At 61.0% G+C, this 13480-nt stretch carries 13 protein-coding genes; 5 read left to right on the forward strand and 8 right to left on the reverse strand.

Annotated features, from left to right (window positions below; all coding sequences use genetic code 11):
• Positions 1–49 precede the first annotated feature (49 nt).
• Both FHT79_RS05820 and tyrS read right to left on the reverse strand, forming a co-directional pair.
• The gene (locus FHT79_RS05820) at positions 50–1225 is read right to left on the reverse strand and encodes an MFS transporter (protein WP_028758912.1); all 1176 of its coding nucleotides are present in this window, start codon (positions 1223–1225) and stop codon (positions 50–52) included.
• Positions 1226–1360: 135 nt separating this feature from the next.
• The gene (gene tyrS, locus FHT79_RS05825) at positions 1361–2641 is read right to left on the reverse strand and encodes a tyrosine--tRNA ligase (RefSeq protein WP_183903312.1); all 1281 of its coding nucleotides are present in this window, start codon (positions 2639–2641) and stop codon (positions 1361–1363) included.
• 347 nt (positions 2642–2988) lie between these two features.
• Between tyrS and FHT79_RS05830 the strand changes: the two genes are divergently transcribed.
• Complete coding sequence (locus FHT79_RS05830) at positions 2989–4890, forward strand: potassium transporter Kup (RefSeq protein ID WP_028827843.1); 1902 nt, start codon at positions 2989–2991, stop codon at positions 4888–4890.
• A gap of 99 nt (positions 4891–4989) precedes the next feature.
• Here the strand turns inward: FHT79_RS05830 and FHT79_RS05835 are convergent, their stop codons facing one another.
• Entirely contained in the window at positions 4990–6573 is a 1584-nt protein-coding gene (locus FHT79_RS05835) for a Na+/H+ antiporter (RefSeq protein ID WP_183903044.1), read from the reverse strand.
• A gap of 50 nt (positions 6574–6623) precedes the next feature.
• Positions 6624–6917, reverse strand: coding sequence for a hypothetical protein (locus FHT79_RS05840; RefSeq protein ID WP_183903045.1), 294 nt, complete (start codon positions 6915–6917; stop codon positions 6624–6626).
• Positions 6918–6973: 56 nt separating this feature from the next.
• On the opposite strand from FHT79_RS05840, the gene FHT79_RS05845 reads away from it, so the two are divergent.
• Entirely contained in the window at positions 6974–7750 is a 777-nt protein-coding gene (locus FHT79_RS05845) for a protocatechuate 3,4-dioxygenase (protein WP_183903046.1), read from the forward strand.
• A 48-nt stretch (positions 7751–7798) separates the two neighbouring features.
• Here FHT79_RS05845 and FHT79_RS05850 read toward each other — a convergent pair whose 3' ends face one another.
• The 3 genes from FHT79_RS05850 to FHT79_RS05860 form a co-directional block, all read right to left on the reverse strand.
• The gene (locus FHT79_RS05850) at positions 7799–8575 is read right to left on the reverse strand and encodes a molybdopterin-binding protein (protein ID WP_183903047.1); all 777 of its coding nucleotides are present in this window, start codon (positions 8573–8575) and stop codon (positions 7799–7801) included.
• Positions 8572–9414: a cytochrome b/b6 domain-containing protein gene (locus tag FHT79_RS05855; protein WP_183903048.1), complete on the reverse strand. Its 843-nt coding sequence runs from the start codon at positions 9412–9414 to the stop codon at positions 8572–8574. Before FHT79_RS05855 ends, FHT79_RS05850 begins: the two co-directional genes overlap by 4 nt.
• Before the next feature lie 84 nt (positions 9415–9498).
• A complete protein-coding gene (locus FHT79_RS05860) occupies positions 9499–9783 on the reverse strand; it encodes a pentapeptide MXKDX repeat protein (protein ID WP_047610538.1) in 285 nt (94 codons plus the stop codon).
• Between the two features lie 182 nt (positions 9784–9965).
• Here FHT79_RS05860 and FHT79_RS05865 point away from each other — a divergent pair, with 182 nt between their 5' ends.
• The 3 genes from FHT79_RS05865 (at position 9966) to FHT79_RS05875 (ending at position 11605) form a co-directional block, all read left to right on the forward strand.
• Positions 9966–10514 carry a sigma-70 family RNA polymerase sigma factor gene (locus FHT79_RS05865; protein ID WP_047610540.1) on the forward strand — a complete coding sequence of 183 codons (549 nt, stop codon included), beginning with the start codon at positions 9966–9968 and terminating at the stop codon, positions 10512–10514.
• Complete coding sequence (locus tag FHT79_RS05870) at positions 10511–11155, forward strand: NrsF family protein (protein WP_168333153.1); 645 nt, start codon at positions 10511–10513, stop codon at positions 11153–11155. Before FHT79_RS05865 ends, FHT79_RS05870 begins: the two co-directional genes overlap by 4 nt.
• A gap of 168 nt (positions 11156–11323) precedes the next feature.
• Positions 11324–11605, forward strand: coding sequence for a hypothetical protein (locus FHT79_RS05875; protein ID WP_047610543.1), 282 nt, complete (start codon positions 11324–11326; stop codon positions 11603–11605).
• A gap of 70 nt (positions 11606–11675) precedes the next feature.
• On the opposite strand, the gene FHT79_RS05880 is transcribed toward FHT79_RS05875, so the two are convergent.
• Complete coding sequence (locus FHT79_RS05880) at positions 11676–13157, reverse strand: right-handed parallel beta-helix repeat-containing protein (RefSeq protein WP_047610545.1); 1482 nt, start codon at positions 13155–13157, stop codon at positions 11676–11678.
• Between the last annotated feature and the right edge of the window lie 323 nt (positions 13158–13480).

The following is a 13480-nucleotide window of genomic DNA, read 5'->3' on the forward strand; positions in this document are numbered from 1 at the left end:
GATTGCGAATATGCGCGACCTTGGGAGAACGGACGGGCGGCGCGGCGTATCAACCCTGTGGTTGTACCGGTTCGGGCCGCCCTGCGATCGGGGCAGGAGCAGCGATGAGCGCCTTGGTGACGAGGAGTGCAGCGGCAATGACGGGGACGACCACCCAGTACGAAAAGCGGATACCGAAGTGTTCGGCAACGAAACCGAGCAATGGCGGCCCAGCGAAAAACACGAGAAACGTCGTCTGCCCGAGCGCTGCAACGCTGACCGATGCGGGTCGGTCCGTGCACCGAGCCGCGGCCGAGATGGCAAGCGGATAGACCGATGAGCAGCCGATCCCCGTCAGGCCAAAGCCCGCGAGGGCGACGACAGGCTGTGCCGCCGTCGCAACCAAGACAAGGCCGATGGCCGCGATCCCGAGGAGGGTTATTGCGACGGGGCGTGGATTGAAGCGGTCGATCACAGAGTCCATGCCGAGCCGTCCGATGGCGATGAACGAGGAGAAAATGGCCACGCTGAGCCCGCCGACAAATGGTTCGACCGCAAATACGTCGCGCATATAGATCGCCGACCAATCGACGCTCGCGCCCTCGGCGAGAAGCGGAGCAGCGCCTATGAGGCAAAGGGGAAGCAGCCCGATCGTGGGAAAAGCGACGAGCGGAGCATCGCCGGGGTGAGCGTCATGCCGCCGGGGCGCATTCTCGATCCCGGAGAAAACGATCGACCCGGCAATCAAGACCGTCACGAGGACGATGAAGCTATGCAGTTCGATGGAGACGGCGGCCTGCCGCATACCGGCGGCAACAAGGGCGGTGATGCAGAAGCCGAGGCTCCACATGCCGTGAGCCCGGCTCATGATGCGGTAGCCGAGCAGCGCCTCATGGCGATCGGTTTCGAGATTTGCGTTGATCTCGAATGCGCCGGCGAAAATGCCGGCAACAAAGAACAAAGGCATCGCCAGGGAAACTGAAGGCATCCAGGGGATCAGCGCATAAAACAACGTCACACCGAAGACGGTGACGAAGGCCGTTGTGCGCGCACCAAGCCTCTCGATGAGCCTCGCCGAGAACGTCAACCCGCAGAGAACCCCGAGGGACATGGTGGCGAGCAAAAGGCCCAGCTCTCCTTCGCTCAGGCTAAACTTGAGCTGAATGTCAGGCAGCCGCGAAAGAAACGCCCCCACGGAAAGGGCCACGGCAAACTGAATGAAGAAAATACGATGGTGCGGCTTCATCTCGGGGCTCTGCTCCGATTGGCGGGATTGAAGTCCAACTATCCCCCGTGGGATAGCTGGACATTCCAACGAAATGGCGACTGGCTCGGAAACCCGCGGCTTCAGCATTGTCGACCACCATGCTGACAGCCCCTGTCAGCATGGCGGCGCCACCGCCGATTGAAGGAGGACGTGTCGCTTCTTGCCGACGGACAGCCGGATGACGCCGTCCTGGACATCGGAGTGACCAAGCTGCATTGCCTCGTCGTTTACGCTGCCGCCGTTCACCCGCACACCGCCGCCGGCGATCAATCGACGTGCTTCGCTTTTCGACTTGGCGAGCCCGGCAATGACCATCGCATCAGCGAGCGGAAAGGTGCTGCGAAGGCTATCCGCGAACCTGACGGTCGGGAGGCCGACCGGCACCTCACCTTCTTCGAAGGTACGCCGGGAGGTTTCGGAAGCTTGCGCTGCCGCATCCGTCCCGTGGCACAGGCTGGTGATCTCGTCGGCAAGTATCTTTTTCGCTTCGTTGATCTCGGAATCCCGAAGCACGTCAAGGCGGGCAATTTCACTTAACGGCAACTCGGTGAACAGCCTGAGAAAACGACCTACATCGGCATCCCCGGTGTTTCTCCAGAATTGCCAGAATTCATAGGGCGACAACCGGTCGGCGTTCAGCCAGACCGCCCCCGAAACGCTTTTGCCCATCTTCGCGCCCGACGATGTCGTCAGCAGCGGAGCGGTCAATCCAAACAAGGCGCGTCCACCGATCCGCCGCCCAAATTCGACGCCGCTGACGATGTTGCCCCATTGGTCGGAACCACCAAGCTGAAGCAGGCAGCCGCGGCTTTCTGCGAGCACATGAAAGTCGTAGGCCTGCATGACCATGTAGTTGAATTCCAGCAATGACAGCGATTGCTCCCGCTCCAACCGTTGGCGCACGCTCTCCGATGTCAGCATCCGGTTGACTGAAAAATGCGGTCCGACATCGCGCAGGAAGTCGAGGTAGTTGAGCCTGCCCAACCAATCGGCATTGTTGACCATCACCGCATCGGCCGGGCCATCCCCGAAAGCGAGGAACCGCTCGAAGACACGCCGGATGCCGAGCAGGTTTTTCATGATCTGCTCTTCGCTGAGAAGGGGGCGTGACGTGTCGCGCAAACTCGGATCGCCCAGCCGACTTGTCGCACCACCCAGCAACGCGATGGGTTTGTTACCAGTCTTCTGGAACCAGCGGAGCATCATGATCGGAATGAGATGCCCGACATGCAGGCTGTCGGCGGTGAGATCGAAGCCGTTATAGGCTGTGCCGGCTCCCGAACAAAGCCAGCTGTCGAGTGCTTCCAAGTCGGTACATTGATGCAGGAAACCGCGCTCGGTCAGGGTGCGGAGAAAGTCGGATCGGGGTCCGGTGGGCTGAGAGGATCGTGTCACGGGGGTCTCCATTGGGGCCGATGAGGCCGGAGACCTTCTGTTGACCCGCGTGCCGCCGACCATGCGGCGTCTCGGGTGTCAGGAATATGACCTTGCGCCGCTCTCTATGGGAGCAGCGTATAATAGAAGCTCGAAAGGTTCAGGGTGCAGGTCATGGATCCTTATTACCATGCGACTGCGCAATCGCAAGAGGCGACCGCCGAAGTCCAAGCCGATCGTGCGCCCCCACCTCTCTCCCGCTCACGTCGCCGCCCCTCACAAAAAATTCGCACACGCATCAATTTACTTGCCGTTCTGCAATGCGGCATATGTTTGTGTTCATAGGCAAGGGGCATAAGCGGGGAACCATGGCGTCGACGCATATAGACAATACGGGTGAAGGTGCCGGCCGGAAGGGCTTTGCCGGACTGGTCGTCGGCGCGATCGGCGTCGTCTATGGCGATATCGGTACCAGCCCGCTCTATGCCCTTCGTGAGGCGCTGAGGCCTTTTGCCGCCGATGGCGTACACGAGGCCGAGGTCATCGGTCTCATTTCGCTGATGATCTGGACGCTGACGGTCATCGTGACCTTCAAATATGTGCTCTTCCTTCTCAGGGCGGACAATGACGGTGAAGGCGGCACGCTTTCGCTTCTCGCCCTGCTGATGAAGAAGATGGGGCGAAACGTGCCGGTGCTCTTCTTCGCGGGCCTGATCGGAGCGGCGCTCTTCATCGGCGATGCGATGATCACGCCGGCCCTGTCCGTCATGTCGGCGCTCGAAGGCCTGAAGCTGGTCACGCCGGCCTTTGCCGAATACGTCCCGCTCGCGTCGGCCGCGATCATGATCATCCTCTTTGCCGTCCAATCCCGGGGAACGGCCGCCGTCTCGATGTTTTTCGGGCCGATCACGGTCTTGTGGTTTCTGGCCATGGCAGCGGGCGGCCTGATCCATATCGGCGACGACTGGAGGATTCTCGAAGCGCTCAATCCAATCAACGCGCTGTCGTTCCTCGCCCATGCCGGCACTGTCGGCCTCATTGTGCTTGGCGCCGTCTTTCTGACGGTGACGGGCGCCGAGGCGCTCTATGCTGATCTCGGGCATTTCGGGCGCCGCCCGATCCAGATGGCGTGGTTCGTGCTCGTCTTTCCGGCATTGCTCTTGAACTATCTCGGCCAGGGCGCGCTGGTTCTCGCCCATCCCCACGCGGCCACCAATCCGTTCTTTCTGATGTATCCCGATTGGGCCTTGCTGCCGGTGGTTCTGCTGGCGACGATGGCCACGATCATCGCCAGCCAGGCGGTGATAACAGGCGCATTTTCACTGGCCCGCTCGGCGGTTCACCTCGGCTTCCTGCCGAGGCTGCGCATCAAGTTCACATCGGAGACCAACACCGGCCAGATCTACGTGCCGAGCGTCAATCTTCTGCTGCTGGTCGGCGTCTTGATGCTGATCTTTTCCTTCGGCGATTCCGAGTCGTTGGCGACGGCCTATGGCATCTCGGTGACCGGAACCATGGTCATCTCGACCATGCTGGTCTTCCAGTTCCTTCGGGCCGTCTGGGGCTACTCCCTCGTGGTTGCCGCCCTCCTGCTGCTGCCGCTCTTCTTCATCGAAGTCATGTTCCTGGCGGCCAACCTGCTTAAGATCCATGATGGCGGCTGGGTTCCGGTCGCCCTTGCGCTGGCGATCATGATCCTGATGTGGACATGGACCCGAGGACAGGCCTATCTGAAGCGACTGCGGGCCAACAACGAGATACCGCTCGATTCCTTCATCCGGTCGATCGAGCGAAAGTCGGACCATTCGCCGGTCACCGTTCCAGGAACGGCCGTCTTCCTGACCAGCGTCCCGGATCGCACGCCGAATGTTCTGCTCCACAATCTCAAGCACAACCACGTGCTCCATGAACAGAACGTTATCCTGACCGTCTGGACCGAAGACGAACCTTACGTCCCCGACAACAGGCGCATCAAGCTCAGCCAGCTCTCGCCGCGCTTCGTACGTCTCGATATCACCTTCGGCTTCATGGACGACCCCGACGTCACCCGGGCACTGGCGCTCTGCCGTGAGGGCGGCTTCAAGTTCGAAATCATGAAGACCTCCTTCTATCTCGGTCGCAGGAACCTCGTCAGAACGCCGAACACCGGGCTGCCCGGTTGGCAGGAGCGCATATTCATGGCGCTGGAGGGCTTGGCGATCGACCCCTCCGACTATTTCAACCTGCCGTCCAACCGTGTCGTCGAACTCGGTGAGCAGATTGCCATTTAGAGCATGATGCCGAGGCGGGGGAGTCGCGGCTGGGATAGGAGAGATGGAAGCGAGGCACGAGTGGCTTCCGTCGCAAGCGTCACGGCGTGAGGCGCGAAATCATGCCTTGGCCGAGATCGCGCTCAATTCCTCAAGATCGAGATCCCGTTCCAGCTCCCGCAACGTCTCGTCATCGATCTCGCCGGCGCGATGGAGGCGGATGAGTTCCCGGCGTCCCGTTGCAACCGCTTCGAGAATGACGTCGAAATGCGCATGCAGCACCGGTATGTAGTGCTCGGTTCTCTCGGCATAGTCGACGATCGACGTCGCCCGGCGCTGGTAGCGCTCCAGCAATTGCGGATGGATGAGTTTCCCCTCGGCGTCATATGCCAGGCCCTGGACGGTCCCGAACTGCGCCTGGGCCATGGCGGCTTCGGCCTGGCTCATCGTCAGGCGCGCTCTTTCCGAATCCGGCTCCACCAGCCGCGCCCAGGCGATCACCCGCCCCAATGTCGTGCCCTGTATGAGCACGGTTCCGAGAATGACGGCGAACGATGTGACGAGGATGAAGTCACGACCTGCGAACCCTTCGGGCAGGCTCAGCGCCAGGGCAAGCGTGACCACCCCGCGCACGCCCGCCCAGCTCAGAACCGTCGCACCACCGGCGCCGAGCGGTCGGGCGCGCGTGAACCCCAGGACAGCACAGAACCTGAGAACGAAATCGGAGGCGAAGACCCAGGCAAAACGCGCGATCACGAGCGTGACGAGGATCGCCAGCATCGGCAGTCCCATTGTCGCGATCACAGTGGTAAAACCGCCGCCGCGTTCGACGACATCCCTGAGCGACAGCCCGATCAAGATGAACACCGCAGCTTCCATCAGGAAGATCATCACCGTCCAGAACGAGGTACCGCGCATGCGCATTGCGGCTGAAAGCACTGTGTGCTGGTGCCAGCTCATGATCAGCCCCGCGGTAACGGTGGCGATGACGCCGGAAACATGCAGCTGCTCTCCGAGCAGATAGGCAATCCAGCCGAGCAGCACCGAGGCTGCAATGATGAGATATTCGTCGCCGAGACGCCGGACGAGTTTGAACCACGCCGTTCCCACAACGATGCCGACGATGGCGCCGCCGAGCGCCAGCACGAAGAAATTGCCGATCACCTCCCCCGTGCTGAAGGCTCCGGTTGCAGCGGCGGCAACGGCAAAACGGAAAAGAACCAGGCCACTCGCATCGTTGAGCAAGCTCTCGCCTTCGAGCAGAATCTGAAGCCGCCGCGGCAGCCTGACGCGCTCCAGTACGGCGCGCGCCGAAACCGCGTCCGGCGGCGCGACGATCGCGCCGAGTGCCGCGCAGGCAGCCCAGGGAAGTGAGGGAAAGAGGAGATGGGCGACGACGGCGACGACGGCGCAGGTAAAGAGCACCGCACCGACGGCAAGTGAAGCGATGCCGATCACATGACGCCGCAACCGCGCGAGCGCGATCGACCAGGCGCCGTCCATCAACAGCGGCGGCAGGAAGATGACCAGCACCAGTCCGGGGTCGACCGATATCGCCGGCAGTCCCGGCGCAAAGGCCAGCAAGGCGCCACCGGTCAACAGCGCGACGGACGGCGGCAGCCCGAGCTTGTGGGCGGCATAATGCAGCGCGATGATCGCGAGAAACATCACGATAACGAGCTCGAATAAGTGGGTTGGTTCCATCTGCCTCTGCCCCTGCTCAGCAACGGATGTCGCATGCCTGACGCAAAGAGTTACAGCGACCTCGCGCGTCTGAAAAGACGCACCGCGCTGTAAAGCCGCCGAACCGGGAAAACCGCTTCGCCCCAGAGGCGACCGGCGATAATGTCCGCCTTGTGCCATAGCTGGTTGGAGTCGGTACTGCCATAAAGCTTGTCGGCATAGCCCGAGCCGGTCAACCACGCGATCGAGACATAGACGTGACCCCTGGCGTCACCGGAGTTGACGGCCACATTGGCAAGGTTTGCCCTGCACGGCAGGCATTTGATGTCGATGATCGCTTGCCGTCGATCATTGCCGGGATTCAATTGGAATTTCCTGCGCATCCTCCTTACACCCGGAGTCTTGAGGCAAAGGACGATATATGAAGAGACGGACCCTTGTGCTTGGAGGTGCGGCGATCGTTGCATCGTCCGTCGCGGCGGTAGCGATCTGGCCCCGGCGGCATATCACGGTCGCCGCCAGGACATTCGACTGGAAGGGAACGGATTTCCTGAGCGGCGGCACCAAATCGGTCGCCTTGGAAAAGCTACCCGTCCCGCTCTTCCGCAGCAGTCCCAATTGCGTCGTGACATCAGCTCAGACTCTTGGCCCCTGCCACGTCAACAATATTCCCGTCCGTCAGGACGTCTCGGAAGGAAAGGTTGGACTGCCCTTGCGGTTGGCCGTCCGGATCGTCCATGCAGCCGATTGCCGGCCGGTCGAGAATGCCGATATCGAAATCTGGCATACGGATCACCGCGGCATCTATTCCGGCCGCGAGGCTGCGAAGATGTGTACACTTGGCGATGCCGAGGCGATCAGCGGGCTTGCCTTTCGCGGTCGCCAGCTGACGGATGCACAGGGGCAGGCAGGCTTCCTGACGGCCTATCCCGGATGGTACCAGGGCCGCACACCCCATGTTCATTGCCGAATCCTCGTCGACGGCAAGGAGCTTCTCGTCAGCCAGATCTATTTCGACGATGCGCTGAGCGACATCATCTATGGCGAGCATCCGGACTATATTGGACGCCCGGCCCGCGATACGCGCAATGACGACGACGGCATCATCCCTGAGGACGCCGCCGATCACATATTCGATTTCGAGAAGCTCGATGGCGGCGTGCTCTCCGCCACCATCACGATCGGCCTCTCTGCCTAAGCGAGGCAGCGGCGGCGCTTCCGGCACCCTTGTCGGTGGGCACCCCGCCTATATGCCCGCATACCATTCATAACCGCGATCTTCCCAGAAGCCGCCATTGCCGCCGTAAAGCTGGCCGAGATCGGCGACGGCTTCGATGCCGGTCAGGTATTTTGCCTGCTTGTAGCCGAGCTGGCGCTCGACCCGGAGCCGGAGCGGCGCGCCGTGGGCGACTTCGAGATCGCGGCCGTTCATGGTGTGGGCGAGGATGGTCTGGGGATGAAACGCGTCGACGAGATCGATGCTTTCGTAATACCAGCCGCTGCCGTCGAGCGTCTTTTCGTATTCGTCGGCGCAGTGGAACACAATGTAGCGGGCTTCGGGTTTCAGACCGGCTGCCTGTAGCAGCGCGCCGAGCGGCACGCCGGTCCATTTGCCGATGGCGCTCCAGCCCTCGACGCAGTCGTGCCTGGTGATCTGTGTACGGGCCGGCAGGGCTTTCAACTCCGCCAGCGACAGTTGCATCGGCTTGTCGACCAGCCCGCCGACCTCGAGCCGCCAGCTTGAAAACCGCTGGTTCATCCACTCGATATAGCGGGCATTGTCGGGCATGCTCGTGCCGTTGGTGCGGAAGGTCGGTGAGATATCGGCTTCCGTGAACTCGCGGGCGAGTGCGTCGTCGCCGAGCAGGAAGCGCTGGGTCTTCATACTGAGGCCTTCGGCGATCTTGAGCACCGATTTCGTCCGATCGCTTTCGCCGAGCGCATCGCAGCCGGCAAGCCCCAGCGCCGACGCCGTCATGGTCGCGCCGATCAGGAAGCGGCGTCTGGTAATGATGCGGCTCATGATTTCCCTCCCTGGCCGACGTCGTAATAGCCGGTGATCATCGAGCGCAGATTGTTGAACACGCCCGAGACCAGCACCATCGCCACATGCACCGCGACGAAGGCGACAAGCGAGAAAGCAGTCAGAAAATGCAGCGTCCGCGCCGATTGCCGGCCACCGAACAGATCGAGCAGCCAGGGCGCGACCGCATTGAAGCCCGGCGACATGGTGAGACCGGTTCCAACCATCAGCGGCAGCAGCACGAAGATCACCGCGATATAGGCGAGTTTCTGCAGCGTGTTGTAGTGGCGTGCCTCAGGCCCCTTGGGAAAGCGCAGCCGGGCGTGATTGACGATCTCATGACCGAGATGCGAAGGCTTCAGCTCCTGGGGCGCCGGCAACAAATCGCGGCGGAAATGCCGGCTGATAAGACCATAGGCGAGATAGATGAAGCCGTTGATGACGAACAGCCAGGCAAAGAAGAAATGCCAGCGCCGGCCCGTCGCCAGGTCCCGGTAGCTCGGCATGGTCAGCCAACTCGGAAAACCTTGCACAGAAGCCTCGCCGTCGACATTCGAAACCCCGAGAACGCCCGTCGTGTCGAAGGTCAATCCGCCCAGGCGTGTCACCCCTTTCAACGCATCGCCTTCCTGCTCCGCTTCCATGGAAATGAAGGACGGATCGTCATCAGCGCCATACTGGCCCCAATAGAGCGCCGGGTGGGCGTTGAATATCTGCAGGCCGCTGAACAGCAGCACCGTCATGCACAGCACGTTTACCCAGTGCGACAGGCGCACCAGCAGGCCATGGCGGTAGAAGAGCGTTCGTCCGCTCGCCATGCCGGCATCGGTCGTGGCCATCGTAGGTCCTCCGGATCGACTTGAAAGGTCTTCTCGAAAAGACGCGGCCGCGGGCAAAATAGTTTCAGCGGCCGCGATCCACTATTACTTCATCGCGTCGCAGGCCTTCATCATCGTGTCCTTCTTCATAGAGTCCTTCTCCATGCCGGCATTGTGCATGCAGTCGGCCTTGGTGCTGCCGGTCGCCATGTTGTCCTGCTTCATCGCGTCCTTCGACATCGTATCCTTCGACATGGCGTCCTTAGACATCGCGTCGGTCTTCATGCTGTCTTTCTTCATGGCATCGCTGCTTTGAGCGCTGGCGGCGCCGGCAAGCGACAGGCCGATAACGAAGGTGCAGGCGGCAAGGGTGGAAAGGATCTTGGTCATGAGGGTCTCCTCGGATCGATTGATGTGTCCGCGGCACCCGCCGACGGCTCACAGTGCTGAATTCGATCTTCTTGCGAAGGCAGTTACAGCCTCACGCTTATGTGATAGCGCTGGCCCGTCAGGAGATTTTTGAATCCGCCTGTAACCAAAGCGTCATCCACGCGAATGACATTGCAGACGACATGACGAACGCCCATTCGGAACAAGCCCTGAAGATGCTGATGCTTCTGTCCCTCGACGGGGACGAGGCTGCCTATCGGCGTCTGCTCGGCACGTTGCGACCCCTGCTCGTCGGCTACTACGGCGGGCGTATTGGCACCGCGGCGAAGTCCGACACGGAAGATCTCGTGCAGGAGACGTTGCTGGCGCTGCATGCGCGCCGGGCGACCTATGACAGGGAGCGGCCGTTTACCGCGTGGTTCTTCTCGATTGCCCGCTACAAGCTGATCGACCATCACCGAAAACATGGCGGTCGCTACAAGTCGGAAATGGAGCTTAACGAGGAGATCGAAGGCGACTTCAGGGAGGATGCGATTGCAGCGCGCATGGATGTCGAGCGGCTGTTGAACGGCCTGCCGCAGCACCAGCAGGAACTGATCCGTCAGGTCAAGCTCGAAGGGCAGTCGGTGGCCGATACGGCAAGCCGCACCGGACAGTCGGAATCGGCGGTCAAGGTCGGTGTTCACAGAGGCATCAAGGCGCTGGCGGCAAGATTGCGAGGTGGGACGTGAGAGAAACTGAGGACGTGATCGACATCCTTGTCAGAGATCTGCAGCCGGTGCCGAGACATGCGCTGGAACGCCGTTTCGTGCTCGCCGTCCTGCCTGCTTTGGCAGTCTCGCTGCTGCTGATGCTTGTTGTCGTCGGCCTTCGCACCGACATGGCGCAGGCGCTGACGCTGCCGGTTTTCTGGATCAAATCCGGCTATAATGCCCTGCTCGCAATCGCCGCCTTCGCCGCCGTTTACCGCCTCTCCCGGCCGGATGGCTCGGAAGGCCACTTTTTCGGCATTGGCGCGGCAATCGTGCTGGCTCTGGCCGCCATGGCGGTCATCCAGCTCGCTTTGTCGCCGGCATCAAGCTATCCCGTGCTGGTGCTCGGCTCCTCCGCCCTGCATTGCCCGCTGCTGATCCTTGCCTTTGCCATGCCCATCCTGATCGCCAATACATGGGTTCTACGCGGCGCCGCGCCTAGCAAGCTTGGGGTCACCGGCTTCATCGCCGGCATTGCAGCAGGCGCATCCGGCGCCTGGGTCTATTCCTGGTTCTGCACCGAAAACGGCCTGCCCTTCGTCGTCCTCTGGTATTCGCTCGGCATCCTGTTAACAGGCGCAATCGGCGCCCTCTTCAGTCGTCGCCTTCTGCGCTGGTAGGACCGGCTGTCGGATTCTTGCGCCCCGATACCACGATGCAATAACCAATTTTCCCGTGAAGGAATCGGAGCGGCGCGCACTAATCCTGCATCCGGCATGAAACCAGATGCAGCATTCCTGCGTACTACCCCTCAGGACAGGCAAACGAAGGCAGCGAGGGGTGATGGCATGGTCAGGAAAGAAGGCATAGCACACATTCCCCGGCAAGCCGCCGAACAAGGGCTGGCCAGGCTGATGATGAGGCTGCCCGCGACGCGGGCAACCATCAGAGCAGCCGCGGCGAGCCGCCCCCATCTTTATGAATTGTGCGGCGCCTATGGCGAGGCCTGCGCCGTCCTTGACCGCATGCGCAGGGAAATCTCCGCCGATCCCGCAATCGTCACCGAATACGAGATCATCTGCGCGGAAATCGAAATCGACGTCACCAGGATCCTGTTCAGCGACCGCTGAGACATGCGCTCTCCTCCTCCATCGCCGCGCCTCGGACCGGGCAAGGCGCCGTTTGCTGCCCACATTCCTCTCAGCTCAGCAAGTCATCCACATGGATGGAGATGCTCAGCGTATCCGTGTCGAAATGGTGCGCGGCCCCGTCGGAGATCTTATAGTAAAAAGTCTCGCTCACCTCACCGCTAAGCCCGGCAAGCTTCGTCGCGTCGACCGTGTAGCTATAGTCACCATGATCGTCGACATGGATGGTGCCGTATTGGCCGGTCAGCGTCAGACCGTTCTTGTTGACCAACTCGCCGTCAAAGCGGCGAAGCAGCAGGATCCCATTGGCCGAGCTGTCATTTTCGAGGAGATTGCCATGATGGGCGTCCGCGTCGGCCGAGATTTTCAGGCTGTCATGGGTTGCGACGATCGTCGGGGTTGCATCCGCATGCGTTGCATCTCCCGCAACGTGACTATCAAGAATCGCAAGCTGGGCCTCTTCGAGCGTCGTGTTGTTGCTGACCGGAAAGGTGTTCGCGGCGATGATGGCCGGGGATATGCTGTAGGGCGTGACATCGCTGGCGATGACATTGTCATGAAAAGAGCCGGATGCAGGCCTGTCGACCTTCAGCGCCGCCTGCGACAGGTCGTCGAAGACATTGCCGTAGATCTCGATACCTTCGCGAACGTAACTGGTGGTGCCGGCAGAGCTGACCGCCACGCCCCATACGCCGTCATGGATATAGTTGCCTGAGATATCGTAGTCCCGCGTATTGCCCTGGTCCCCGAGACCGATGGCATAGGACCAGCTGTACCCGCCATAGCCTGAAATATCATTGTCGTGGATGGCGATATTCGTGCCCGCTTGGGCGCTGATCCCGAAGCCGCCACCAATCAGCGTATTATCCTCGACCACGGCATTCACCGGCCGGATGAGCGCAATGACGCCCTTCGGCGTCGCGGCGCCCGTCTGGTCGAGGTAATTGCCGCTGATCACGATATTGCTGCTGTCGTTCATCTGTACGGCATCTGCCGCGGTGCCGTGGGCGTTGGTGACGGTGTTGTTGAGAAAATTGACGCCGTTGACCTTCTCGATCCAGACGCCGTCACCGTTCACGCCGGTGATCGTGCTGTTTTCGATGGTGATGTTCGAGCCGGTCCTGAACGTGACGGAGCCGGACTTGGTGGAGCTTCCGGTATTTTCCACCTCGACATTGCGGACGGTCCAGTTCGAAACATAGCCGCCATAGATGGCCGCGCCTGCTGTCTCGGAGATCTTGAGGTTCTCGATGACGATATTCGACGCATAGAGGCTGTGAATGCCGTCGCCGGGGCTATGGATAACCGGCGCGTCGCCGACCCCATAGCTGCCGATGGTGATCGGGGCGCTAGCGGTGCCGGAATATTTCAGGTCGAGTTGGTCGTTGAACACGCTTCCGGCGGCGAGCAGCACGCTGTCGCCCGGCTGCAGCTTCAAGTTTTCCACCGCCCAGAACGATGCAAACGGCGTGTCCACGCTCGTTCCATTGTTGCCGTTGGAGCCTATCGCTGGATTCACATAATAGATTGCCATATCGCCTTGTTCTCGAATTGCCGCGCAGCCGTCTGCATCGGCTGCAACGCGTGGATCGGATGCGGTCGGGGTTAAAGGCCATCAAGAGGGCCTTCGATATTGCCTTCACGGCGGTTGGCAGACCCTGTGGGCGGCCTGCCTTGGTCCCGAGAAACGCCTGGCGGTGGCGGTATATTAAAGGCTACAACTTATAAGAAAATAATCTACAGAACAACGACCGAAAGGTGAATGAACCGTATCGCAGCTCGCGACCAATGGTCACCGGAGCTGACAGTGAACACCCTTTTGCAGGCTTTCCGGTGCATTTGAATGCAGCTGCGGTT

This window comes from Rhizobium sp. BK212, from assembly GCF_014197475.1.
GTDB classification, from domain to species: domain Bacteria; phylum Pseudomonadota; class Alphaproteobacteria; order Rhizobiales; family Rhizobiaceae; genus Rhizobium; species Rhizobium anhuiense.

Excerpts from the sequence above, each read along its gene's own strand:
- FHT79_RS05820 (WP_028758912.1), bottom strand. The coding sequence starts at position 1,225 with ATGAAGCCGCACCATCGTATTTTCTTCATTCAGTTTGCCGTGGCCCTT.
- FHT79_RS05860 (WP_047610538.1), bottom strand. The coding sequence starts at position 9,783 with ATGACCAAGATCCTTTCCACCCTTGCCGCCTGCACCTTCGTTATCGGC.
- FHT79_RS05850 (WP_183903047.1), bottom strand. The coding sequence starts at position 8,575 with ATGAGCCGCATCATTACCAGACGCCGCTTCCTGATCGGCGCGACCATG.
- FHT79_RS05880 (WP_047610545.1), bottom strand. The coding sequence starts at position 13,157 with ATGGCAATCTATTATGTGAATCCAGCGATAGGCTCCAACGGCAACAAT.
- FHT79_RS05830 (WP_028827843.1), top strand. The coding sequence starts at position 2,989 with ATGGCGTCGACGCATATAGACAATACGGGTGAAGGTGCCGGCCGGAAG.
- FHT79_RS05875 (WP_047610543.1), top strand. The coding sequence starts at position 11,324 with ATGGTCAGGAAAGAAGGCATAGCACACATTCCCCGGCAAGCCGCCGAA.
- FHT79_RS05845 (WP_183903046.1), top strand. The coding sequence starts at position 6,974 with ATGAAGAGACGGACCCTTGTGCTTGGAGGTGCGGCGATCGTTGCATCG.
- FHT79_RS05865 (WP_047610540.1), top strand. The coding sequence starts at position 9,966 with ATGACGAACGCCCATTCGGAACAAGCCCTGAAGATGCTGATGCTTCTG.
- FHT79_RS05855 (WP_183903048.1), bottom strand. The coding sequence starts at position 9,414 with ATGGCCACGACCGATGCCGGCATGGCGAGCGGACGAACGCTCTTCTAC.
- FHT79_RS05835 (WP_183903044.1), bottom strand. The coding sequence starts at position 6,573 with ATGGAACCAACCCACTTATTCGAGCTCGTTATCGTGATGTTTCTCGCG.